This is a genomic window from Flavobacterium ginsenosidimutans, assembly GCF_037478105.1.
GTDB classification, from domain to species: Bacteria; Bacteroidota; Bacteroidia; order Flavobacteriales; family Flavobacteriaceae; genus Flavobacterium; species Flavobacterium ginsenosidimutans.
In genome coordinates this window covers 228,555-250,922 of the sequence record NZ_CP147988.1, presented here as the reverse complement: position 1 = coordinate 250,922, position 22,368 = coordinate 228,555, and the positions used below count along the sequence as shown (strand labels likewise).

The window sequence follows — 22,368 nt, the reverse complement described above, 5'->3', positions numbered from 1 at the left end:
TTTCTTCTTGCGCCTTTTTCTTTTGCCACAGATTAAAATGATTAAATCTTTTTTAAATCTGCGTGAAAGAAAACTTTGCGACCTTGCGACTTTGCGAGCAAAAAAACTTAGGGAACTTTGCGTAAATCTTTGTGTCCTTTGCGGTAAAATTCAAACGCAATTGCACTTAAATAAAAATTGCCTGAAATATCTAATTAGATTATCTTTGCACTTCAAATAAAGAAAATGATATGTTTGATAATTTAAGTGATAAGTTAGATAAAGCGTTCCATATATTAAAAGGACACGGTAAAATTACAGAAGTAAACGTTGCCGATACCTTAAAAGAAGTTCGTCGTGCCTTACTTGATGCCGATGTTAACTTTAAAATTGCGAAAGATTTTACTGCCAGAGTAAAAGATAAAGCAATTGGTCAAGATGTATTAACAACATTGCAGCCAGGACAATTATTGGTTAAGTTAGTAAAAGACGAACTTACCGAATTAATGGGTGGAGATGTTGCTGGTGTGAACCTTTCAGGAAATCCAACAGTTATTTTGATGTCAGGACTTCAAGGTTCTGGTAAAACGACTTTCTCTGGAAAATTAGCTAACTTCTTAAAAACAAAGAAAAACAAGAAACCACTTCTTGTAGCGTGTGATATCTACCGTCCAGCGGCGATTAATCAGTTGCATGTTGTTGGAGATCAAATAGGTGTTGAGGTTTACTCAGAACCAGAAAATAAAAATCCTGTTGAAATTGCTCAAAATGCAATTAAACATGCAAAAGCAAACGGATTCAATGTTGTTATCGTCGATACGGCAGGACGTTTGGCAGTAGATCAGGAAATGATGGACGAAATTGCACGTGTACACAAAGCAATTCAGCCACAAGAAACATTGTTCGTTGTAGACTCTATGACAGGACAAGACGCTGTAAACACAGCAAAAGCTTTCAACGATATCTTAAACTTTGATGGAGTTATCTTAACGAAATTAGATGGTGATACTCGTGGTGGAGCGGCGCTTTCAATCAAATCGATTGTAAACAAGCCAATTAAATTTGTTGGTACTGGAGAAAAAATGGAAGCAATTGATGTTTTCTATCCAGAACGTATGGCTGAGCGTATCTTAGGAATGGGAGACGTTGTGTCTCTTGTTGAAAGAGCTCAAGAGCAATTTGACGAAGAAGAAGCAAGAAAACTTCAAAAGAAAATTGCTAAAAACGAATTCGGTTTTGACGACTTCTTAACGCAGATTCAACAAGTAAAGAAAATGGGTAATATGAAAGACTTGGTTGGAATGATACCAGGTGCTTCAAAAGCCATGAAAGATGTAGAAATCGAAGACGACGCCTTCAAACATATCGAAGCGATTATTTATTCGATGACACCGGGAGAAAGAAGCAAACCAGCCATTATCGACGTAAAAAGAAAAGCCAGAATCGCTAAAGGTTCGGGAACTAAAGTCGAGCAAGTAAATCAGCTGATGAAACAGTTTGACCAAATGAGCAAGATGATGAAGATGATGCAAGGCCCAGGCGGAAAAAATCTGATGAAAATGATGGGAGGTATGAAAGGGATGCCGGGTGGTATGCCAGGAGGAATGCCGAGATAAAATAAAAAAAAGTTTCAAGTTTAAGGTTTCAAGTTAAGAGACCAAAACTTGAAACTTTTTTAATTCAATAAATATTAAGTTTCACAGACAACGTGAAACATGAAACTTTAAACTTGAAACAAAACAATGCAGCTACTAGACGGTAAAAAAACATCTAACGACATTAAAAACGAAATTGCAGCCGAAGTTCAATCAATAAAAGCAGCTGGAGGAAAAGTGCCTCATTTAGCAGCTGTTTTAGTTGGAAATAACGGAGCAAGTTTAACTTACGTAGGAAGTAAAGTAAAATCATGCCAAGAAATTGGTTTCGATTCAACTTTAGTAAGTCTGCCGGATACGATTACCGAAGACGAATTGCTTGCTAAAATTAAAGAGTTAAACGAAGATGATAATCTTGATGGATACATTGTTCAGTTGCCTTTACCAAAACATATCGACGAGCAGAAAATCTTATTAGCTATCGATCCTGATAAAGACGTTGATGGATTCCACCCAACGAACTTTGGTAGAATGGCTCTTGAAATGGAAAGTTTTATTCCAGCAACGCCATTTGGAATTATGGAATTATTAGAACGTTACAAAGTAGAAACTGCAGGAAAACATACAGTAGTTATTGGAAGAAGCCACATCGTTGGGCGTCCAATGAGTATTTTAATGAGCCGAAAAGGAAATCCAGGTGATTCTACAGTTACATTAACGCACAGCCGTACGAAAGACTTAGCAGAATTCACTAAAAATGCAGATATCATCATCACAGCTTTAGGGGTTCCAGAATTCTTAAAAGCCGATATGGTAAAAGAAGGAGTAACTGTTATTGATGTTGGAATTACACGCGTAGAAGATGCATCAAACGCAAAAGGATACGTTATCAAAGGTGACGTTGATTTTGACGCAGTAAGCAAAAAAGCATCTTTCATTACACCAGTTCCAGGTGGAGTAGGACCAATGACAATTGCGATGTTGCTTAAAAATACACTTTTAGCAAGAAAAATGAGAAGCGCAAGAAATAAATAAAATTGCGTCAAAATATATTTATAAAGCCTGTTCGATTGAGCAGGCTTTTTTATTTTTTTAACACATAGAAACATAGAATTTAATTCTTAAAAAAGAATACAAAAAGAGAAACAAATTTCTTTCACATAGTTTACTCGAACTCCTACTATGTTTATTTAAAAAAAGTGAAACGCCTTTTCTACAATTAGAATATCTATGTCTCTCTGTGTTTAAAATCTTCTCAAAGTTCCATTTTAATATATAATTAATAGTTTAAAGTTTCGGTTCTTAAAAATAAAGGATACTTTTGCACCACTTAAAAAAACACACTTCTCCAAATGGACGATTATTATTATTCGTTAGTATTAAATTAAGCAGCTTTTGAAATTTCAAAATGCTGCGTTAAAAACCTGTATTTTGAAATGAAAGCCTTTTACACAAACAACAACGGATTGGTAGAAATCCAAAAATGGACTTCAAATTGCTGGATTCATATCGAATCTCCAACAGAATCAGATAAAAATTACTTATTAGAAGAACTTCAGCTTCCCGAAGCCTTTTATAATGATATTGAAGATATCGACGAAAGACCTCGTATCGAAATCGAAGATGGCTGGACGCTGATTATCATGCGTATTCCCATAAAAAGCGGCGATGTCAAAATTCCTTTTCATACCGTTCCGCTCGGAATCATTTTTAAAGATGATATATGTGTTACCATCAGTTTTTATAAAACAGAAATTATAAAGGATTTTGTTGCCTATTCACAGCGCAAAAGCATCGAAATAGAAGATAATTTCAACCTAGTGCTAAGATTACTTTTATCATCAAGCGTTTGGTATTTGAAATATCTAAAACAAATCAATCACAAAATAAAACTGGCAGAAGATAATTTAGAGAAATCAATCAAAAACGAAGAATTGCAGGCGTTACTTCAAATCGAAAAATGTTTTGTATTCTTCATCACTTCTTTAAAAGCAAATGATGTTTTATTTCAAAGAATCAAAAACTTAAAAGCACACAAAGCCAATTACGATCCAGAATTACTGGAAGATGTTGAAATCGAGTTAAATCAGGCGCAAGATACGGCAAACATTTACAACAACATCTTAACCGGAATGATGGACGCATACGCATCTGTAATCTCAAATAATATGAACAATATTATGAAGCAGATGACTTCTATTTCCATCATTTTAATGATCCCGACACTAATTGCCAGTTTGTACGGAATGAACGTGCCAAACGGCCTGGAAGAAAGTAAATATGGAATCTGGATTCTACTTTTAATTTCAATTATTCTATCCTCTTTCGGCGTATTTTTATTCAAACGCAGAAGATGGTTCTAATTTAAAATCTCATAATAAAAGAAAAGCCTGTTCGTTAAGAATGGGCTTTTTCATTTTATAATTTGGGCGTGACCGTACCGATATAAGAAGGCAAACATACTTTGCGCATATACGCCTTCTTATATCGGTACGGTCGGGCTATCCGCGCTACTTTGGTAGCTAGCTTCTATCCCTCACGCAATCATTTTCATAAGAAAGTTTCGTTTTTAAAAAGTTTGCAGAATTCCAGAGGGATGAAATATTTGTAGAAACATGTAAGTACACCCATTTAAGCCCCAGAGGGGCGGTATATTAAAAATAAAATGATTTTTTTATTTGCCAATTCAAAATAAATAATAACTTTGTAACGCAAAGTACTTTAATTATGAATCAAAAGCACCAAGAAGATTTAGCACATATTCGTTCCATGATGGAGCGCTCTTCAAGATTTATATCATTAAGCGGACTTTCGGGAGTCTTCGCTGGACTTTCGGCTTTAATTGGCGGAATCTATGTTTACCAGTTGTTCAAAGCAAATGGAATGGATTATTTAAAAGATGAGCATAGATTATATTCTACCAATCTGGTTTCAGAATTATTCTGGATCGGAATTACAATTATGGTTTTTGCATTGTTATTCGGTACTTTCTTTACAGTTAGAAAAAGCCGAAAATACAATTTGCCAATTTGGACTTCGGCAACAAAAAAAATGCTGTTCAATCTGGCGGTACCGCTTGTAGCTGGCGGAATATTTTGTCTGGCATTAATGTATCATGGACACTTTGGTTTAGTGGCACCGTCAACATTAATTTTTTACGGACTAGCTGTTATAAATGCTGAAAAATATACATTTTCTGATGTAAAATATCTTGGTTTTTCGGAACTGATTTTAGGATGTATTTCGCTTTTTTATATAGGATATGGTTTGATTTTCTGGATTTTAGGATTCGGAATTCTACATATCGCATACGGATTAGTGATGTTCAAAAAATACAAATAACCCAATGGGAATTATTGATAAACTAAATAAAGATTTTGAAAGCCGTGTCAGATTAGGTATTATGTCTATTCTGATGGTTAACGACTGGGTAGATTTTACCGAGATGAAAACGCTTTTGAATATCACCGATGGTAATTTAGCGAGTCATTCCTCTGCGCTTGAAAAAGCTGGATATATTGAAGTAAAAAAAGAATTCGTAGGCAAAAAGCCAAAAACCTCTTATCAAGTAACTGATTTGGGGCGTGCAGCTTTTAAAGAACACTTATTGTACCTTGAAAAATTAATGAAATCATAAATAACTCTATTTTTTTACCTAAAAACTTTGAATTACAAAGTACTTTTAAATCTGTCAATCATGAAAAAACATCAAATTATTTTAGCCTGTACTGCGGTTTTTATACTGCTTTTTTACAACGAATCTGTTGGAATCAATATTTCTATTTTTGGCGTTTTGCTTACGCTATTAATTAGTTATTTCTTTCAGGAGAAGTTTGTAGACCGATCACATTTAGTTCTAGTAGTGACTTCTATTTTGTCTTGTTTCGCTTTTGCATGGTATGGAGATGCGGCGTCGTTTTTTGCCTTGGCATTGTCAATTCTAATTTTACAATTCAAAACACAAGATGGAGAACTGAAAACGATACAAGTTTTTCCGTTAATATTCTTAAACGGAATTACTTCTTTAGGGCGAGTATTTATTTTTAAACAATGGCTTCCAGAACGAAAAATCCATAATGATTTTGCTAAAAAATTGGTAGCTTTTGTTCTTATTCCAGTTATTTTTCTTGGATTGTTTTTTATCGTTTATTCTTTCGGAAGTGATCATTTTTCTTCATTATTTACAGATTATGAATTGGATATCAATCTGCCGCAACTAATTGCAATGTGCATTTTAGGATTTTATATTTCATTTAGCTTTTGGAATTATTGGGTTCCAGATGTTTGTTACGAATACAATCCGAAATTGAGTAATGATTTTACGAATGTTTCTGAAGTAAAAAATCAAAGTACTTTTTCATTTTTAGATTTGGACTTCGAAAGAAAAAGTGGTGTAATCACGCTGTTTCTTTTAAATATTATGCTTTTAGTTTTTATTGGAACTTACAATTATGAGCAGTTTTTTGAGGTTGTAGAAAAAGCAAATCTAAGTTCAGATACGCATGAACGCGTAAATGCCGTTATTTTTTCAATCTTAATGGCAGTTGGAGTAATTATGTTTTACTTTAAAGGAGGTTTCAATTTTGATGAAGAAGCTTCTTCGCTAAAAAAACTAGCAAAAGTCTGGTTAGTTTTAAATGTAGTTTTGATTATAAGTGCCATTATCAAAAACTCAGAATATGTTTCTTTTTATGGTTTAACTTATAAAAGGCTAGGAGTATATGCTTTCCTAATTTTAGCCATTATCGGATTAGTTATTTCATTTCAAAAAATAAGCAAACAGAAAACTAACGCTTTCCTTTTCAATCAGATGATTTGGTATTTCTATGCAACAATACTTTTGTGCAGTTATGTGAACTGGGGAAATCTTATAACGAACTACAATATTTCAGTTAATAAAGGAGTCGAACCTGTTTTCTTAAGCGGATTGAATTTTAATGATGATGCACGTCGTGAATACTTTGAAAAAAATAATCTAGATGGGAAATATTCAGAAGCGGTAAGAGAAGAATTGATTTCTAATTATCAAAACGCAAACTTTTTGTCTAAAGCTTTGTACTATGAATTTATAGACAAAAAAGAATAAACTAAGAATAGCTTTATATTTTAAAATCTCATCAGAAATGATGAGATTTTTTTGTGCTTTTTTTTGAATAATTCAATATATGTGTTATTTGTCTGGTTTTTAGGTTATTTGTCGAAAGGAATTAATTAGTTATTAAGAAAATATTTATATATTTGATTTGTAAAAAAATGATTGCTTTTTTATTGATTTCAATCGGTTGAGAGCAATTTTTATCCAAAAACAATTTTATTAATGTCCTTAAACAAATAAAATCATGGAAAAAACTACTTTAAAGTCCCCCAAAAGGCAGATCCAGCTTATTGATCCCCCCGGAGTAGATATAACGCCTCCAGAAGAAGCCTCTGCTATTGGTCGTGTCGGATTTAAAAAAAAGAAATCAGTAGAGATTCTATCGCCTTACGTGGAAGCTTATTATGATGCAAAAAAAAATGTTCTTTCTGTAAATGCAGTGGTCTATGTTGATCATACAAAAGTTATAAATGAAGTGTTAGATTATAGTATATTTCAAAACACTTTTGTTGATCTTGATGGAAACCCTCAATTGCAATTTTTTATAGTATATGATATGCCTGAAGAATTATCAGAAGACTTAGTGATCTATGAAATAATTTTTACGGCAGATGCGGATAATTTTATCGGCGGACTTTCAAATATTGAACAAATACAGACTTTTCTTTGGGATGTCGATCCTGTTGCTTCTAGAGGAACAGTAACCAATGTACAGTCAGGTTAATTACTTAATCAAAAAAAGTGCTGTAATACGATTTTACAGCACTTATGAATTTTTATCAGTATAATGCAATGTAAAAAAGTGTAATGATAAATAGAGTATTGACTACTTCGCTATTGTTATTTTCCTTATTTGTTTTTTCTCAAACGCACCTTCAAAAAGAGAATTTGATGAGCACGGCAATTAAAGTAAAGGCTCAAAAATTTAAAGAAAATACTAATTTCTATAAAGCGCAGAACTTCTTTCTTCAAAATAATTGGGATTCTACTTTGGTTTATTCGATGAAAGAAATAAACGAATCCCGAAATAAAGAAATCTTAGATTACTGTCATTATTTTAGAGCAATAAGCTTCAAAGAAAAAAAACTACTAGATGAATCTAAAAAAGAATTAAATCAAATATCAAGCGGTTTTCCGTTTTCGTACAAAGTTAAAATGAAGTTGGGCGAAATCGCTTTAAGCAAAAATAATTTTAAACTCGCTTTACAGTATTTCCATGAAACTGAAAAGTTAACCAACAAACAGCTTTATGATATAAAATTCAGCACCGTTCTGCATAATATAGGTTTATGTTATTTGCATCTTGAAAATTATGAGAAAGCTGAAGAATATTTGTTTAAAAGTGCAAAACGACAAGAAATAGAGAAAGATACACTGCTTTTAATTGGCTCTTATATGGATATTGCAACGTTGTATTATCAGCAATATAAAGATAATCAGGCAATTCCTTATTTTGAAAAAGCATATCATCTTTCGCAGAAAGCAAAATCATTAGAGTTAAAGCAAAATGCAACTTTAAATATGGCTGTAGTGGAGGAAAATAGGAAAAATTTTCCGCTGGCATTGAACTACAGAAAAGAATATGAAAAATGGAAAGATTCATTAAATGATCAAAATAAAGTTTGGGCAATTGCAGATCTTGAAAAAAAGTTCGCAATCAAACAAAAACAAAAAGAAGTAGATATTCTTGAAGCCGAGAATAAAATCAAAGCAGCAGAGCGAAATGGATTTCTAGCTTCTTCGATCTTACTGCTAATTTTATTTGGAACGGGGATTTATTTTTACAGACAAAAAATTAAAAAGAATAGAATCATTTTAAAACAGAAAAACGAACTGGATGAGTTAAATGCAACAAAAGATAAGTTGTTTTCTATCGTAAGTCATGACCTAAGATCGTCTGTAAATGCTTTAAAAACTAGTAATGGCAAGCTAATAGAAAATCTTAAAAGTAAAAATTTCACAGAGCTGGATACTTTGCTGAACACTAACAGTACTATAGCAAACAGTACTTACAATTTACTGGATAATTTGTTGAATTGGGCTTTATTGCAAACCAAACAATCTTACTTTTTTAAGGAATCTCTGCACTTGGCTTCGATAGTTCAGCATGTCGAATACAATTATAAACCGTTGATGTTAAGTAAGAATATCGGTTTTAAAAATGAAGTAGCAAAATCAGAATATGTATTCGCAGATACAGATTCGCTTAAGATCATTATTAGAAATTTTCTAGATAATGCAATTAAATTCTCAAAGGAGAATGGCTTGATAAGTATTTATACCAGAACGTCTACAGAAGAATATTGCTATTTGATAATCGAAGATACTGGAGTAGGAATGAGCGAAGACACAATAAGTGATTTGCTTAAAGATACGATGTTGCTTTCTAAAAAAGAGAATGATGACATAATAGGAACCGGTCTTGGATTGCAGTTGTGTAAAAGTATGATTTACAAGAACGGAGGAAGCTTGGAGATAGAAAGCAAAGAAAACGTGGGAACTAAAATTATCATTGCATTACAAAAGTTTAAAAATCATGAATAATATAAACGTACTGATTATTGAAGATACCGTTTCAGAAAGTGATGCGCTCGTAAAGGTGCTTACAGGTAATAATTATAATATTGTCGGAATTGCATCGACGTACAATGAAGCACTTGCACTGTTTTATAATAATGTAGTGGATATAGTAGTTATTGATGTTTTTCTAGACGGAAAACCTGATGGGATTACTTTTGCAGAAACCATAAACATTGTTCCAAACAGTGTAAAACCTTTTGTGTTTTTAACCAATTCAAAAGATCGTCAGATTTTTGAAAGAGCTAAACTTACAAAGCCTTTCAGTTTTTTAATGAAGCCTTTTAATGAACTTGAAATTCTATATGCAATGGAAATGGCTGTCGAAAAATTCTACCAACAGTTAAATGTTTTTCATAGCGAAGATCAAAATACTGTAGTAAGTAACGATTCGCTTTTTATCAAAAAGAAGAAAGCATTAAAAAAGGTTTGTATGGAAGATATTTTATATATCGAAGTAGAAGATCGTTATTGCAATATCATTACCGAAACTGAAAAATTTGTAATTCTTATTTCGCTGACCAAGATTATAGAACTTTTAGATCCGATGCAATTTGTTAGAACACACCGTAATTTTATTGTAAATTCTAATAAAATTTTAGAAATAGTTTTGAGCGATAATTTAATTGTTTTAAAAGGGAATCACCATGTAACGCTTAGCGAGAAATATAAAGACGTGATTGGTAAATTTACTGTATTGAAATAAAATAAGCTTTTATAGAAAGTAAAAAGGGCGCTAAAATATTTAGCGCCCATTTTTTTAATTATCTCCTCTTTTTCTAAATCGAGGATCATGTTTTGAAATAAATGTCTTTCTTCGGCTTGGAGCTGGAGCTTCAACTTTTGGAAGACTTGCTTCTTCAGTTTTACTAGAAGGCTCGATTAACTGATTTAATTCTTTTATTTCAGCATCAGTTAATTCTCTATAACGGCCAACAGGAACATCTAACGAAATATTGATAATTCGGATACGTTTAAGCGCTGTAACTTCGTAACCTAAGTATTCAGACATTCTTCTAATTTGACGGTTTAATCCCTGCGTTAAAATGATTTTAAAAGTGTATTTGCTGATTTGTTCTACTTTACACTTTTTTGTAACCGTATCCAAAATCGGAACACCATTTCCCATTCTCTGAATAAAACGATCTGTAATTGGTTTATTTACCGTAACGGTATATTCTTTTTCGTGGTTGTTTCTAGCGCGAAGAATCTTATTTACAATATCACCGTCGTTGGTCATAAAAATCAATCCTTCACTGGCTTTATCCAATCTTCCAATTGGGAAAATACGTTTTGGATAATTAATATAATCTACGATGTTGTTTTTAACTTCTAAGTTGGTTGTACATTCAATTCCGACAGGTTTGTTGAATGCCAGATAAATCATTTTTTCGTTTTTCTCAACGATCAATTTACCATCTATGCGCACTTCATCATCTGGCGAAACTTTAGTTCCCATTTCCGCCACCGCACCATTTATAGTTACGCGTCCTTCTTCAATTAATTTATCGGCTTCACGACGAGAACAATATCCCGTTTCTCCAATAAATTTATTAAGACGTTTTAAATTTTCTTCCATACTGCAAAAGTAGCTAAAAGTTTAGACTTCTTAGAATTTTAGATTTTAGACTTCTTAGATTTTTGTAAAGAAAACTTAGAAACTATAAGAAAAACCTTTGCCACTTTGTGCCTCTGAGCCTTTGAGCCTTTTCTAAGAATCATGAAAAATCGAACTATCTTCAGGAGTTTCTTTTCGATCAAACATTCCGTAGTCACGAACTACATTTGCAATTCTTAAATGATAATCTTTAAAAACTTCTTTTCTCCCTTTTGCTTGCGCGTGACGATGCATTTCCAGATTTCGCCATTGCTGAATACTTTCTTCATCTCTCCAAAAAGATAAAGACAAAATTTTTCCAGGATCAGCTAAACTCTGAAATCTTTCTATCGAAATAAATCCATCAATATGGCTTAATTCGGGTTTTAGATTTGCAGCGATATCTAAATATTCTTCTTTTTTTCCTTCGTTCGGAATGACTTCAAAAATTACAGCGATCATTTTAATTTTAGATTTTAGCCCCGAAGCTTCGGGACAGATTTTAAATTTTTGGAAAAACTTTGTACCTCTGAGCCTTTGCTACTTTGAACCTTCGGCAAAAAGAAACTCAATCACTTTATCATATAATTCGTCATCGTGCATGCCGTGACCTAAACCGCTGGTTTCGATAAATTGACTGTTTTTCCAATTGCTGGCTATTTTTTGCCCTTCGGCGAAAGCCACAATTTTATCAGAAGTATCGTGGGCAATAAATCCAGGAATAGTAAATTCAGATGCAAATTTCTGTCCTGAAAAATCTTCCAATTTAAAATTGAAACGATTTATGAATTTATTTTCTAGAAGAGGAAGCATTTTTCTGTTCAAACTCAACATCGAAATGTAATTGTCGATCAAAGTTTTTAAATCTGAAGGAGCGCCCAAAATCACCATTTTATTGATGCTCGTATTCGGAAATAAATATTGATGATAAACACAAGCTGCGCCACCAATAGAATGACCAATTATAATTTCTGGCTGATATTTTTCTACCGCTTTATTGATAAATTCGGCATAAAGCGGAACATTAAATTCTTTTCCACTACTTTGTCCGTGAGCAGGCGCATCAATTGCTATAATTGTACTTCCCGATTTCTGAAGATGCGGTAACGTTTTTTTCCAGCGAGAAGCATTGCTTTCCCAACCATGCACTAATAAAATTTTGGTTTCATTTCCTTTCCAAATGTAAGTTTGAAAATGATGTTCGTTATGATGAAACGTTTCTGTTTCTGTATGTCGCAAAACTTTTGGTAGTTCTTCTTTTTTTAATCGGCCAACTCGTGGCTGGCTAAAAAGTGCATACGAAAGTTCCATCGCTTTTTGTGGACGAACATAACTCAAGAAGTTTATATAAGTTCCAACTGATTTTAATGTGATAAAACGAATTCCTTTTTTTATTTTCAAAACTTATTTTTTTTCTAAAGGTAAAAAATGTTTTGCCACAGATTAAAAGGATTAAAAAGATTTTATTCAATATAAGAATAATTTAATCTGTGTTAATCCTTTTATCCCGATAGCTATCGGGAGTAGAAAAAAATAAAAGCAAAAAAAAAGTCCCGATTTAATCGGGACTTGATATTTAGAATTTTGCGAACAATTGTTCCATTTTTTCTTTTTCTTCTTCAGCTAATTGCGTGTCAACTAAGATTCTTCCAGAGTGCTCATCAGTGATGATTTTCTTTCTTGAAGCAATTTCAACCTGAGTTTGAGGTGGAATTGTGAAGAAAGATCCAGCAGAAGCTCCTCTTTCAATAGAAACTACAGCTAATCCGTTACGAACACTGCTTCTGATTCTGTTATAAGCAGCTAATAATCTGTCTTCGATTTGCGCAGAAAATTCAGCAGACTTTTCAGTTAAGAAAGTTTCTTCTTTCTGAGTTTCAGCCATAATAGCGTCTAATTCAGATTTTTTATGTTTTAAATGAGAGCTTTTAGCATCAAGTTTTTCTTTTAAATTAGAAATAACTTCTTTTTTGTGCTCGATAGAAGCTTTCATTTCTTTGATTTGCTTTTCAGCCAATTGAATTTCTAATTCTTGAAATTCAACTTCTTTTGTCAAAGAATTAAATTCTCTGTTGTTACGTACTGATTCTTGTTGTTTTGTGTACTTTTTGATCACTTCTTTATGCTCCTCAATAGCAATTTTCTTTGCTTTGATTTGCTCCTCAATCACTTCAAGTTCACCTTTCAGTTTTTCTGAACGAGTGCTTAAACCTGCAACTTCATCTTCTAAATCTTCAACCTCTAAAGGAAGTTCTCCTCTAACGTTTCTGATTTCGTCAATTCTAGAGTCAATAAGCTGTAAATCATATATTGCTCTTAACTTGTCCTCAACACTTAATTCTTTCGTATTCGTCATATTCTATAAGTACTTAACTGGATTTGTATTTTCTTCCGATAAAATGATCGCAAAATTAAGAATTTTTTTTCGAAGATAATCAACAATATAGTTTTTTGTATAGCGTTCACTCTCAAAATGACCAATATCTGCCAAAAGTAACTTGTTTTCGGCTTCATAAAACTGATGATATTTCAAATCGGCAGTCAAAAAAGCATCGGCTCCAGCCTGAATTGCATTTTTTATCGCAAAACTTCCTGAACCGCCCAAAACGGCTACTTTTTTTATTTTTTTGCCTAAAAAAGCAGAATGACGAATTCCGTCGGCAATCATTTTTTCTTTTACGAATTGAAGAAATTCTTTTTCATCTATTTCATTTGCAAATTCACCAATCATTCCCAAACCAATATTTTGATGCGAATTTTCTAAGTTGTAAATTTCATAAGCTACTTCTTCGTAAATATGATTTGCAAAAAGTGCCTTTAAAATACGAGATTGCAAGTGTTTTTCAAAAACTACTTCGATTTTGATTTCTTCACCTGTGTGCAGTTTTCCTTTTTCTCCAATTACGGGATTGCTGTCTTCGTTTCCTTGAAAAGTAAAAAAGCCTTGAGTATTAAAACTGCAATTATCGTAGTTGCCAATTTTTCCTGCGCCTGCTTCAAATAAGGCATTTCGAACTTTATCTGCATTGTCAGGAACTGTAAAAGTGACTAATTTTTGAATGAAATTTTGTTTCGGAATCAAAACTTTAGTATTTGTCAATCCTAAAGCATCACAGAAAATTTTATTCACACCTTGCGAATGATTGTCAAGTGCAGTATGAACGGCATAAATGGCAATATCATTTTTAATTGCTTTTAAAATGGCGCGTTCCACATAATTTTTGCCCGTAATTTTTTTGATTCCAGAAAATAATATCGGGTGAAAGCAAACGACTAGATTGCAGTTTTTAGAGACAGCTTCGTCAATAACAGTTTCTAAGGCATCATGACAGACTAAAACTCCAGTAGATTCGGTTTCAGAATCTCCGACTAAAAGTCCGACATTGTCAAAATCTTCGGCATAAGCCAAAGGTGACATTTCCTCCAGAACCGATATAATATTTTTAATTTTCATTTTTAGTTTTTTCCAAATTTTTGTTGTAACAACTATTTATACTAATGGTAATAATAGTTGATACTAAAAGTACAAATTTAGTACATTTGTAATATAAAATTTATAAGTTATGACAACTATAAAAATTAACGAACACACGAAGACGGGAAAAGCATTTATGGAAATGTTCGAAGCTTTTTTTAAAGGTCTTGATGGTATTGAAATTGTAGAAACGGATAGTTATGGACAGGTTAATGAGGAGCCAAGTATTTATAGTGCAGAATTTATTGAAAAAGTTAAAAAAGCAGAAGAGAATATTAAACAAGGAAAAACGACAAGATTAAATCCAGATGATATATGGGGAAGTATTTTGTAGAATTTGACGATATTGCTCGTAAAGATTTGAAAAATCACTATAAATCAGGAAATAAAGCTACCATAAAAAAGATTGAAAAAATACTTCTAGAACTAACTGAGACCCCTTTTTTTGGAGAAGAACAACCAGAGGAGTTGAAGTATAGTCTTAAAGGATATTGGTCTAGAAGAATTAATCAAAAAGATAGAATGATTTATCGGGTAGAAGAAGAGATTGTCACCGTTATCATAGTTTCTGCAATGGGTCATTACTCAGATAAATAATTTTATGAACTTACTTCGAAAAATACTTTTCCCTTTTGCCATTTTGTACGGATTCATTACTTCAATCCGTAATTTTTTATTTGATAAAGGAATTTTAAAATCAACTTCGTTTGATCTTCCAGTAATTGCAGTTGGAAATTTAAGTGTTGGCGGAACTGGAAAAACGCCTCAAATAGAATACTTGATTCGGTTATTATCTGATAAATATAAAGTTGCCACTTTAAGCCGTGGTTACAAAAGAAAGTCAGCAGGTTTTGTTTTGGCTAACGAAAATTCAAATGCTGAAATTTTAGGTGACGAGCCTTTTCAGTTTTATCAAAAGTTTCCAAATGTGATGGTTGCAGTTGATGCCAATCGTACGAACGGAATTCAGCAATTGCTTTCTCAAAACGAAAAACCAGAAATTATTTTGCTGGATGATGCGTATCAGCACAGAAAAGTAAAAGCAGGTTTTTACATTTTACTGACTTCTTATGGCGATTTGTATTCAGATGATTTTATGCTTCCAACAGGAAATTTAAGAGAAAGTAGGAGCGGAGCAGAAAGAGCCAATATCGTGATCGTTACAAAATGCCCTAAGATTTTATCTGAAGAAGAACAAGCCGAAATTCGTTTAAAGCTAAAGTTAAGCTGTTCGCAGCAAGTCTTTTTTACATTTATAGATTACGATATTTTTATTTGTAGTAAGCATCAAAAAATTGCAGTTATCGAAATCAAAGAGGAATCTAAATTGCTTTTGGCAGGAATTGCAAAGCCAAAACCATTTTTTGATTATTTAAAAAATGAAAACGATGAATGTTTGACTTTTCCAGACCATCATCATTTTTCTGATGCAGATTTAGATGCAATTCAAAATAAAGCAAATGGAAGAAAAATAATTACAACCGAAAAAGATTATGTGAGATTAAAAGATTCGAAATTAGTTTCTCAGTTGTATTATCTGCCAATAAAAAGTTCTTTTATTAATCATCAGCAAAATTTTGATGCGACGATTTTAGAATATATCAAGAAAAACTTAGAATCTTAGAGTCTCAGTATCTCAGACCTTAGTTAATCAAAATACTTAGCAATAGTGCTGTAGAATTCGTCTGGAACGAAAGGTTTTGTAATAACGTCATCCATTCCAAAAGAAAGCAGCATATCTCGGTTTTCGTCAAGCGAAATAGCGGTCAAAGCGATAACAGGAGTCGTTTTGTCAAACTCTCTGATTAATTTAGTTGCCGTAGTTCCATTGATTCCCGGAAGATGAACATCCATCAGAATCATATCAAAACGTTTGATTTTTAGAAGCTCAACAGCATCTTCTCCATTGTCAACAATCTCGCAAGTAATGTTTTTATTTTCTAACATTTTTCGAGTAATCATTTGATTGATTTTGTTGTCTTCAATCAATAAAATAGATTTGTTTTTCAATTGTTTGTCGTTATAAGGTTTTACTTCTTCAATTACTTCCAAAGGTTCATTATTAATTTTGAAATTTAATTTGAAGGTAAACGTTGAACCTTTACCTACTTCACTTTTTAGTTTTATTTCGCCTCCTAAAAGTTCGATTAGTTTTTTAACAATAGTAAGCCCAAGGCCCGTTCCGCCATATTTTCGGTTAACTTCAATAGAACCTTGCGAAAAACTTTCAAAAACACTCTGAAGCTTATCTTCTGGAATTCCAATTCCTGTATCTACGATTTCAAAATAAACAGTCGCTGTATCATCTTCTTGCGAATATAATTTAGCAATAACATTAACGTGTCCGTTCTCGGTAAATTTTAAAGCATTATTAATCAAATTCAGAATGATCTGAGACAATTTAGTTGGATCTCCAATTAGATTATCTGGAATTGATTTGTCTATTTCTAAATTGAAATAGTTCTTATTGGCTGTAGCTAACTCTTTTAAAGAACTTTGAATATTAAAAAGAAGCTCTTTCAAATTAAAGCTAATATTTTCTATTTCAACTTTAGTCGAGTCAATTTTATTAATCTCTAAAATTTCATTGATAAAAGTGGTTAAATAATTGCCAGAAAACTTTAAAGATTCTAAGTATTTTAATTGCTTTTTCTTCGGGTTGTCTTCTAGTAAAATATGCGTAATTCCGTTAATGGCATTCAAAGGAGTTCGCAATTCATGGCTTACAGTCGAAAGAAATTCAGATCTGGCTTTTGATGCTTTTTCGGCTTTGTTTTTAGCCAAAATCAATTCTTTATTTTTTTCTCGAAGCAATAAATTGTTTTGATTTCTAATGATATTGTTTTTGTATAAAGCCAAACTCAAAAGAGATAAAATCGAGATTAATGCAATTGCCAAAATGCTGACCAATTTTGAATAACGATACGTTTTTAGCTGAAATTTTTCTTCGCTTTCTTTTTTAATAGTATTGTTTAAAGACTGATTTTTCTTGAATTTCTCAAATTCGTCCAAATCAATTTTTGCATTTTTTAATTTTAAAAGATAATTCTCCAGCTGATAGTGTTCGTCTAAATAAGAATATGCCAGATCATAGTTTTTGTTTTTTCTATAATACTGGCTTATAGCCAAAACAATCTTAGATTTCTTTATAAAATCATTGCTTTTTGCATTATAATCTAAAGCCCTATCAAAGTAAATAATGGCCGAATCGTTTCTTTTTAACTGCGTTTCAATCAAACCAAGCTGATAGTACGCATCAACCTTAGTTTTAAAGATTTCCACATTATCTGGCTTTTTCGTGATTTTTCTAAAAGTCTTTGCTGCCTGAATAAGGTCTTTATTGGTTTTTAAAGCCAAAGCGATTTGATAATCTAAAACATCAGCATGATCTTCAATTTTAAGATCTTTTAATAAATCTTGCGCTTTTGCGTAATAAACCGCAGCTGTTTTATAGTCGCCTTTAGAAGTATTAGATAATCCAATATAATGCAGAGCCAAAACTTTAGTACAGCTTGGTTTAAGCGTATCAAATAAAGAAACCGTTTTGTGGAATTTTTTTAAAGCGTCTTCAAACTTTTGCTGATTATAAAAGATTTTACCTAGCTTGAAAGTTTGATTGGCTAAGTTTTCTTTTTTGCCATTTACCTCGCAAAAATTAATAGATTTTTGAGTAAAAAAGACCGCCTGATCGTATTTTTTATTTTTAAGGTTGGTGTTCGCCAGTTTATTGTAATAGGTAACACTATCTGTATTCTTTTTGGCTTGAGAATACAAAAACGAGTTAAAAAAACAAACAACAATAAAAAGACAGTATTTCATGTATGGCAATGCATTTACAATGAACCTTATTTTTTTCTTATTAGTAAAATTAAATCGATCAATCTTGATGAATAGCCAATCTCGTTGTCATACCAGCCCACTACTTTTACCATTTTATCGATAACCGAAGTTAGCTGAGCATCAAATAAACAAGAATGTGTGTTGCCAATTACATCTACAGAAACGATCGGATCTTCTGTGTAATCTAATATTCCTTTTAAATTTGTTTTTGAGGCTTGTTTGAATGCTTTGTTTATTTCTTCAATGCTCACGGCACGCTTTACATTGAAGGTAATATCTGTTAATGAACCATCTGGAACTGGAACACGAATGCCACAGCCACCTATTTTGTTGTGCAATTTAGGAAAAATTTTTGTTAAAGCCTTAGCTGCACCAGTTGTTGTTGGAACAATTGATTGGCTAGCACCTCTCGCACGGCGTAAATCCTTATGAGGCTGGTCATGAAGGCTTTGATCTGTGGTGAAAGAATGTATAGTTGTAATGTAAGCCTGTTCAATTCCGCATAATTCTTCAATGATTTTGATCATCGGAGCAGCATTATTTGTTGTACAACTTGCATTAGAAACTATAGTTTCGTCTCCATTCAAAATATTTTCATTAACTCCAAGAACTACTGTTTTTATCGTTTCTACTTCTGATGGAGCAGAAAGAATTACTTTTTTTGCTCCGGCATCTAAATGCGCATTTAATTCTTCATGCGTTTTATATTTGCCCGTAGATTCGATTACAATATCAATCGAATGCGATTTCCAATCTATATTTGAAATACTTTTTTCGTGAAAAAAGAAAAAATGCCTTCCATCTACAATAATACTATTTTCGTCATGACTTACTTCAAAAGGCAAAACTCCATGTATACTGTCATATTTAATTAAATGCGACATGGTTTTATTGTCGGCAATGTCATTTATAGCAACAACTTCGATTTCAGGGTGATTTAAAAGTAAACGGAACAAATTTCTTCCAATTCTTCCAAATCCATTAATGGCAATTCTTGTTTTCAATTTTTTATTTATTCGTTTAGCCGTTTAATCGTTTAATCGGTTTTACAATTAAACGATTAAACGATTAAACTTTTTCTATAAAATATGTTTTTGTGCTTTGTATGAAGAACGAACAAGAGGTCCGCTTTCGACATGTCTGAAACCTAAATCAAGACCGAATTTTTCATATCGGGCAAATTGTTCAGGCGTAATAAATTCTTTTACAGGAAGATGTTTTTTACTTGGTTGCAAATATTGTCCAATAGTTACTACATCTACATTTGCATTTCGTAAGTCAGTCATGGTCTGGAAAACCTCTTCTTCAGTTTCTCCAAGACCTAGCATAATTCCAGATTTAGTTCTGTTAATACCTTTTTCTTTTAAATAACGAAGTACTTCTAAACTTCTGTCATATTTTGCCTGAATACGAACCTCACGCGTTAAACGACGTACCGTTTCCATGTTATGCGAAACCACTTCTGGATTTGCTTCTACGATACGGTCTAGGTTTCTTTCAATTCCTTGGAAATCAGGAATTAAAGTTTCGAGAGTAGTTTGAGGATTCATTCTTCGGATAGCTCTAACGGTTTCCATCCAAATGATAGAACCTCCGTCTTTAATATCATCTCTGTCAACGCTTGTAATTACAGCATGTTTGATATTCATTATTTTAATAGAACGAGCTACTTTTTCTGGTTCGTCCCAGTCTACCGTTTCAGGTCTTCCCGTTTTTACACCGCAGAATCCGCAAGAACGGGTGCAGACATTTCCTAAAATCATAAAAGTCGCTGTTCCTTCTCCCCAGCATTCCCCCATATTTGGGCAGCTTCCAGAAGTACAAATGGTATTTAAACTGTATTTATCTACTAAACCTCTAAGTTCAGTATATTTTTGTCCGATCGGTAATTTTACTTTTAACCACTTTGGTTTTGTGGTAGGTATATTTTCAGCGACTGTTTCCATATATCAAAATTCAAAGGACAAAGATACGGAATGTAGTTTATTTAGAGATGTTTATTTGCTTTTCCTTTACATATCATGTTTGCAGAAAATATTCAAGATAATTTAATTCAAGTGTTAATAGATTATTTTTTAAATATATTTTGAGGTCATTTTTTTAGTTTGTATTTAATATTTTAATGAACGATCTGATTTTTATGGAATATAAAAGTTCAGTCTTAATCTGTTACAAATTTGGCTTTTAGAGACGACAAGGGATTTATTGAATAATAATTTTGTAGCTACTTTAAATATTTAGAAAACATGAGTAAAAGATTTATTATACTAGGAATTTTAGTTGCGGTATTAAGCTTTACTAAAATGAATGCACAAGAAGATTCAGAAAAAAAAGAAATGTCGCTTAAAGATAAAGCAATTATTGGATTAACTTTTAGTGATGCAGATGCAGTAGCTATGGCTCAAAAAGGAATTGCTGAAATGGATGCAAATAATCCAGTTGCTGACCCTACAGATGGTTATGCAATTCGATTAAATCGATTATTTGGGAAGCATGCTTCTAGTGAGGGAGTTACTTTGAATTATAAGGTTTATTTAGTAAAAGACATAAATGCTTTTGCCTGTGCGGATGGAAGTGTTCGTGTATTTGCAGGTTTAATGAATATTATGGATGATAATGAATTACTTGCTGTTATTGGACATGAAATTGGTCATGTGGTTAATCATGATAGTAAAAATGAAATTAAAGCATTTTATAGAAAAGAAGCTTTATTACATGCGGCGGCATCAAGGTCAGATATTGTTAATACTCTCTCTAAATCTAAATACGGAAAGTTAGGAAACGCCATGATTGATAGTGGTCATAGCAGAAAACAAGAATCAAATGCAGATTTGTTTGCGTATAATTTTATGAAAAAAAATGGTTATGATGTTAATGCAGTAGAATCATCTTTTAGGATTCTGCAAAAAATAAGTGAAGGAGCAGATTCTTCTTTTATTACAAGAATGAAGAGTTCTCATCCCGATCCAGGTAAAAGAGCTGATGAAGCTAAAAAAAGAGCGACAAAAGATGGTTTGTATAAACCTTATGTACAACAGCAAATTGTAAATACTGCACCAGTAAAAGTAACTACAACAACTGCTAAAAAGACAACGACTACAACAAAAAAGAAATAGCCTTTTTGCAACAAATATAGAGCCGATAGATTTCTTAGAATTTATCGGTTTTTTATGTAATGTTTTCTTTATGAGGTGGTTATGTAACTCGCTAAAAATTTATATCTTTATTTGTTGAAAAACAAGTTTTGTGTGAAATTAAAATAGCATTTTGTTATGCTACATTTGTTGTTAAATCGTAATTATAAAAAACATGAAAAAGAAATTTATAATAGTAGGACTTTTATTTACAGCATTTGGTCTAACTAAAATGACTGCACAGATTAATTTTGGAGATAAAGCAATTGGTGCAGTTCAGAAAGGAGTTACTGGTTTTACTTTTAGTAATGCCGATGCGGCAAAATTATCTAAAGAAGCGGTAGATAAATTAGATGCTGAGCATGAAATTGCTGGACCAACTGATGGTTATACTTTAAGATTAAATCGAGTTTTTGGAAAACATGCGTCAGGAGACGGATTTACTTTAAACTATAAAGTATATAAACTGAAAGAAGTAAATGCTTTTGCAACTGCAGACGGAAGTGTTCGTGTTTATTCAGGATTAATGGATATCATGGACGACAATGAATTAATTGCAGTAATTGGTCACGAGATCGGACACGTTGCAAATAATGATTCAAGAGATGCTATTCGTGCAGCTTACCAAAAAGAAGCGTTAATGGATGGGGCGGCTTCACAATCTGCTACTGTAGCAACAGTTACAGATAGCCAGCTTGGAAAAATCGGAAGCGCTATTATTGACAGCAAATACAGCCGTAAACAAGAATCGGAGGCAGATTTGTTTGCTTATAATTTCATGAAAAAAAATGGATATAATGTGAATGCTGAAGAATCTGCATTTAGAATCTTGGCAAAAATGAGCGAAGGATCTGAAGCTTCATTTATTGATCAAATGATGAGTTCGCATCCTGATTCTAAAAAGAGAGCTGATGATGCAAAAGCAAGAGCAGAAAAAGATGGTGTGTATAAGCCATATGTGCAGCAGAAGATTGTAAATACAGTTCCTGTAACTACAACTAAAAAGGCTACAACTACAAAGAAAAAAACAACTACCAAAAAGAAATAGCAGTTGTTTCTTAAATTATAAAAACCCG

22 protein-coding genes are annotated in these 22,368 nt (G+C 32.5%); 14 read left to right on the top strand and 8 right to left on the bottom strand.

Annotated elements, in window-relative coordinates; all coding sequences use genetic code 11:
- The first annotated feature begins 230 nt into the window (after positions 1-230).
- From ffh to V6624_RS01205, 9 genes are all read left to right on the top strand, one after another.
- A complete protein-coding gene (gene ffh, locus V6624_RS01245) occupies positions 231-1,595 on the top strand; it encodes a signal recognition particle protein (protein ID WP_111285640.1) in 1,365 nt (454 codons plus the stop codon).
- Between the two features lie 126 nt (positions 1,596-1,721).
- Positions 1,722-2,609, top strand: a complete 888-nt coding sequence (locus tag V6624_RS01240) for a bifunctional 5,10-methylenetetrahydrofolate dehydrogenase/5,10-methenyltetrahydrofolate cyclohydrolase (RefSeq protein WP_111285642.1) — start codon at positions 1,722-1,724, stop codon at positions 2,607-2,609.
- A gap of 401 nt (positions 2,610-3,010) precedes the next feature.
- Complete coding sequence (locus tag V6624_RS01235; protein ID WP_111285644.1) at positions 3,011-3,937, top strand: magnesium transporter CorA family protein; 927 nt, start codon at positions 3,011-3,013, stop codon at positions 3,935-3,937.
- 364 nt (positions 3,938-4,301) lie between these two features.
- Positions 4,302-4,916, top strand: a complete 615-nt coding sequence (locus V6624_RS01230) for a hypothetical protein (RefSeq protein WP_111285646.1) — start codon at positions 4,302-4,304, stop codon at positions 4,914-4,916.
- A gap of 4 nt (positions 4,917-4,920) precedes the next feature.
- Positions 4,921-5,211, top strand: a complete 291-nt coding sequence (locus tag V6624_RS01225) for a winged helix-turn-helix domain-containing protein (RefSeq protein ID WP_111285648.1) — start codon at positions 4,921-4,923, stop codon at positions 5,209-5,211.
- A 60-nt stretch (positions 5,212-5,271) separates the two neighbouring features.
- Positions 5,272-6,660: a DUF4173 domain-containing protein gene (locus tag V6624_RS01220; RefSeq protein WP_338840638.1), complete on the top strand. Its 1,389-nt coding sequence runs from the start codon at positions 5,272-5,274 to the stop codon at positions 6,658-6,660.
- Between the two features lie 253 nt (positions 6,661-6,913).
- Positions 6,914-7,393 (top strand): hypothetical protein, encoded by a 480-nt coding sequence (locus V6624_RS01215; RefSeq protein ID WP_338840637.1) that lies wholly within the window; start codon positions 6,914-6,916, stop codon positions 7,391-7,393.
- A gap of 167 nt (positions 7,394-7,560) precedes the next feature.
- Entirely contained in the window at positions 7,561-9,213 is a 1,653-nt protein-coding gene (locus V6624_RS01210) for a tetratricopeptide repeat-containing sensor histidine kinase (RefSeq protein WP_338840636.1), read from the top strand.
- Entirely contained in the window at positions 9,206-9,952 is a 747-nt protein-coding gene (locus V6624_RS01205; protein ID WP_338840635.1) for a response regulator transcription factor, read from the top strand. The genes V6624_RS01210 and V6624_RS01205 overlap by 8 nt, the downstream gene beginning before the upstream one ends.
- Before the next feature lie 54 nt (positions 9,953-10,006).
- Here V6624_RS01205 and rluF read toward each other — a convergent pair whose 3' ends face one another.
- The 5 genes from rluF to V6624_RS01180 form a co-directional block, all read right to left on the bottom strand.
- Positions 10,007-10,825, bottom strand: coding sequence for a 23S rRNA pseudouridine(2604) synthase RluF (gene rluF / locus V6624_RS01200; RefSeq protein ID WP_111285658.1), 819 nt, complete (start codon positions 10,823-10,825; stop codon positions 10,007-10,009).
- 132 nt (positions 10,826-10,957) lie between these two features.
- Positions 10,958-11,305 (bottom strand): antibiotic biosynthesis monooxygenase, encoded by a 348-nt coding sequence (locus V6624_RS01195; protein WP_338840634.1) that lies wholly within the window; start codon positions 11,303-11,305, stop codon positions 10,958-10,960.
- Positions 11,306-11,383: 78 nt separating this feature from the next.
- The gene (locus V6624_RS01190) at positions 11,384-12,244 is read right to left on the bottom strand and encodes an alpha/beta fold hydrolase (RefSeq protein WP_111285662.1); all 861 of its coding nucleotides are present in this window, start codon (positions 12,242-12,244) and stop codon (positions 11,384-11,386) included.
- Between the two features lie 175 nt (positions 12,245-12,419).
- A complete protein-coding gene (locus V6624_RS01185; protein ID WP_109190517.1) occupies positions 12,420-13,199 on the bottom strand; it encodes a zinc ribbon domain-containing protein in 780 nt (259 codons plus the stop codon).
- A gap of 3 nt (positions 13,200-13,202) precedes the next feature.
- On the bottom strand, positions 13,203-14,297 hold the full coding sequence (locus V6624_RS01180) for a Nif3-like dinuclear metal center hexameric protein (protein WP_338840632.1): 1,095 nt from the start codon (positions 14,295-14,297) through the stop codon (positions 13,203-13,205).
- A gap of 109 nt (positions 14,298-14,406) precedes the next feature.
- Between V6624_RS01180 and V6624_RS01175 the strand changes: the two genes are divergently transcribed.
- Genes V6624_RS01175 through lpxK form a run of 3 tightly spaced genes read left to right on the top strand, consistent with a single transcriptional unit; the run spans position 14,407 to position 15,942 of the window.
- Positions 14,407-14,652 (top strand): DUF2683 family protein, encoded by a 246-nt coding sequence (locus tag V6624_RS01175; RefSeq protein ID WP_111285666.1) that lies wholly within the window; start codon positions 14,407-14,409, stop codon positions 14,650-14,652.
- Positions 14,634-14,915, top strand: a complete 282-nt coding sequence (locus V6624_RS01170; RefSeq protein WP_111285668.1) for a Txe/YoeB family addiction module toxin — start codon at positions 14,634-14,636, stop codon at positions 14,913-14,915. Before V6624_RS01175 ends, V6624_RS01170 begins: the two co-directional genes overlap by 19 nt.
- Positions 14,916-14,919: 4 nt before the next feature.
- Positions 14,920-15,942: a tetraacyldisaccharide 4'-kinase gene (lpxK, locus tag V6624_RS01165; protein WP_111285670.1), complete on the top strand. Its 1,023-nt coding sequence runs from the start codon at positions 14,920-14,922 to the stop codon at positions 15,940-15,942.
- A gap of 23 nt (positions 15,943-15,965) precedes the next feature.
- Here the strand turns inward: lpxK and V6624_RS01160 are convergent, their stop codons facing one another.
- The 3 genes from V6624_RS01160 to lipA all read right to left on the bottom strand — a co-directional run bounded on the left by V6624_RS01160 (position 15,966) and on the right by lipA (position 20,104).
- The gene (locus V6624_RS01160; RefSeq protein WP_111285672.1) at positions 15,966-18,137 is read right to left on the bottom strand and encodes a tetratricopeptide repeat-containing hybrid sensor histidine kinase/response regulator; all 2,172 of its coding nucleotides are present in this window, start codon (positions 18,135-18,137) and stop codon (positions 15,966-15,968) included.
- A 26-nt stretch (positions 18,138-18,163) separates the two neighbouring features.
- Positions 18,164-19,162 (bottom strand): type I glyceraldehyde-3-phosphate dehydrogenase, encoded by a 999-nt coding sequence (gap, locus tag V6624_RS01155; RefSeq protein WP_111285674.1) that lies wholly within the window; start codon positions 19,160-19,162, stop codon positions 18,164-18,166.
- A gap of 75 nt (positions 19,163-19,237) precedes the next feature.
- On the bottom strand, positions 19,238-20,104 hold the full coding sequence (gene lipA, locus V6624_RS01150; RefSeq protein WP_111285676.1) for a lipoyl synthase: 867 nt from the start codon (positions 20,102-20,104) through the stop codon (positions 19,238-19,240).
- 300 nt (positions 20,105-20,404) lie between these two features.
- Here lipA and V6624_RS01145 point away from each other — a divergent pair, with 300 nt between their 5' ends.
- Entirely contained in the window at positions 20,405-21,274 is an 870-nt protein-coding gene (locus V6624_RS01145; RefSeq protein ID WP_338840628.1) for a M48 family metalloprotease, read from the top strand.
- Between the two features lie 193 nt (positions 21,275-21,467).
- On the top strand, positions 21,468-22,340 hold the full coding sequence (locus V6624_RS01140) for a M48 family metalloprotease (RefSeq protein WP_111285680.1): 873 nt from the start codon (positions 21,468-21,470) through the stop codon (positions 22,338-22,340).
- Positions 22,341-22,368 lie beyond the last annotated feature (28 nt).

What these genes read in the sequence shown, in the direction of transcription:
- V6624_RS01140 (WP_111285680.1), top strand. Translation starts at nt 21,468, where the DNA reads ATGAAAAAGAAATTTATAATAGTAGGACTTTTATTTACAGCATTTGGT.
- V6624_RS01175 (WP_111285666.1), top strand. Translation starts at nt 14,407, where the DNA reads ATGACAACTATAAAAATTAACGAACACACGAAGACGGGAAAAGCATTT.
- V6624_RS01195 (WP_338840634.1), bottom strand. Translation starts at nt 11,305, where the DNA reads ATGATCGCTGTAATTTTTGAAGTCATTCCGAACGAAGGAAAAAAAGAA.
- V6624_RS01230 (WP_111285646.1), top strand. Translation starts at nt 4,302, where the DNA reads ATGAATCAAAAGCACCAAGAAGATTTAGCACATATTCGTTCCATGATG.
- V6624_RS01145 (WP_338840628.1), top strand. Translation starts at nt 20,405, where the DNA reads ATGAGTAAAAGATTTATTATACTAGGAATTTTAGTTGCGGTATTAAGC.
- lpxK (WP_111285670.1), top strand. Translation starts at nt 14,920, where the DNA reads ATGAACTTACTTCGAAAAATACTTTTCCCTTTTGCCATTTTGTACGGA.
- V6624_RS01160 (WP_111285672.1), bottom strand. Translation starts at nt 18,137, where the DNA reads ATGAAATACTGTCTTTTTATTGTTGTTTGTTTTTTTAACTCGTTTTTG.
- rluF (WP_111285658.1), bottom strand. Translation starts at nt 10,825, where the DNA reads ATGGAAGAAAATTTAAAACGTCTTAATAAATTTATTGGAGAAACGGGA.
- V6624_RS01170 (WP_111285668.1), top strand. Translation starts at nt 14,634, where the DNA reads ATGGGGAAGTATTTTGTAGAATTTGACGATATTGCTCGTAAAGATTTG.
- V6624_RS01220 (WP_338840638.1), top strand. Translation starts at nt 5,272, where the DNA reads ATGAAAAAACATCAAATTATTTTAGCCTGTACTGCGGTTTTTATACTG.
- V6624_RS01225 (WP_111285648.1), top strand. Translation starts at nt 4,921, where the DNA reads ATGGGAATTATTGATAAACTAAATAAAGATTTTGAAAGCCGTGTCAGA.
- V6624_RS01210 (WP_338840636.1), top strand. Translation starts at nt 7,561, where the DNA reads ATGAGCACGGCAATTAAAGTAAAGGCTCAAAAATTTAAAGAAAATACT.
- V6624_RS01185 (WP_109190517.1), bottom strand. Translation starts at nt 13,199, where the DNA reads ATGACGAATACGAAAGAATTAAGTGTTGAGGACAAGTTAAGAGCAATA.
- ffh (WP_111285640.1), top strand. Translation starts at nt 231, where the DNA reads ATGTTTGATAATTTAAGTGATAAGTTAGATAAAGCGTTCCATATATTA.
- lipA (WP_111285676.1), bottom strand. Translation starts at nt 20,104, where the DNA reads ATGGAAACAGTCGCTGAAAATATACCTACCACAAAACCAAAGTGGTTA.
- V6624_RS01180 (WP_338840632.1), bottom strand. Translation starts at nt 14,297, where the DNA reads ATGAAAATTAAAAATATTATATCGGTTCTGGAGGAAATGTCACCTTTG.
- V6624_RS01235 (WP_111285644.1), top strand. Translation starts at nt 3,011, where the DNA reads ATGAAAGCCTTTTACACAAACAACAACGGATTGGTAGAAATCCAAAAA.
- V6624_RS01215 (WP_338840637.1), top strand. Translation starts at nt 6,914, where the DNA reads ATGGAAAAAACTACTTTAAAGTCCCCCAAAAGGCAGATCCAGCTTATT.
- V6624_RS01240 (WP_111285642.1), top strand. Translation starts at nt 1,722, where the DNA reads ATGCAGCTACTAGACGGTAAAAAAACATCTAACGACATTAAAAACGAA.
- V6624_RS01205 (WP_338840635.1), top strand. Translation starts at nt 9,206, where the DNA reads ATGAATAATATAAACGTACTGATTATTGAAGATACCGTTTCAGAAAGT.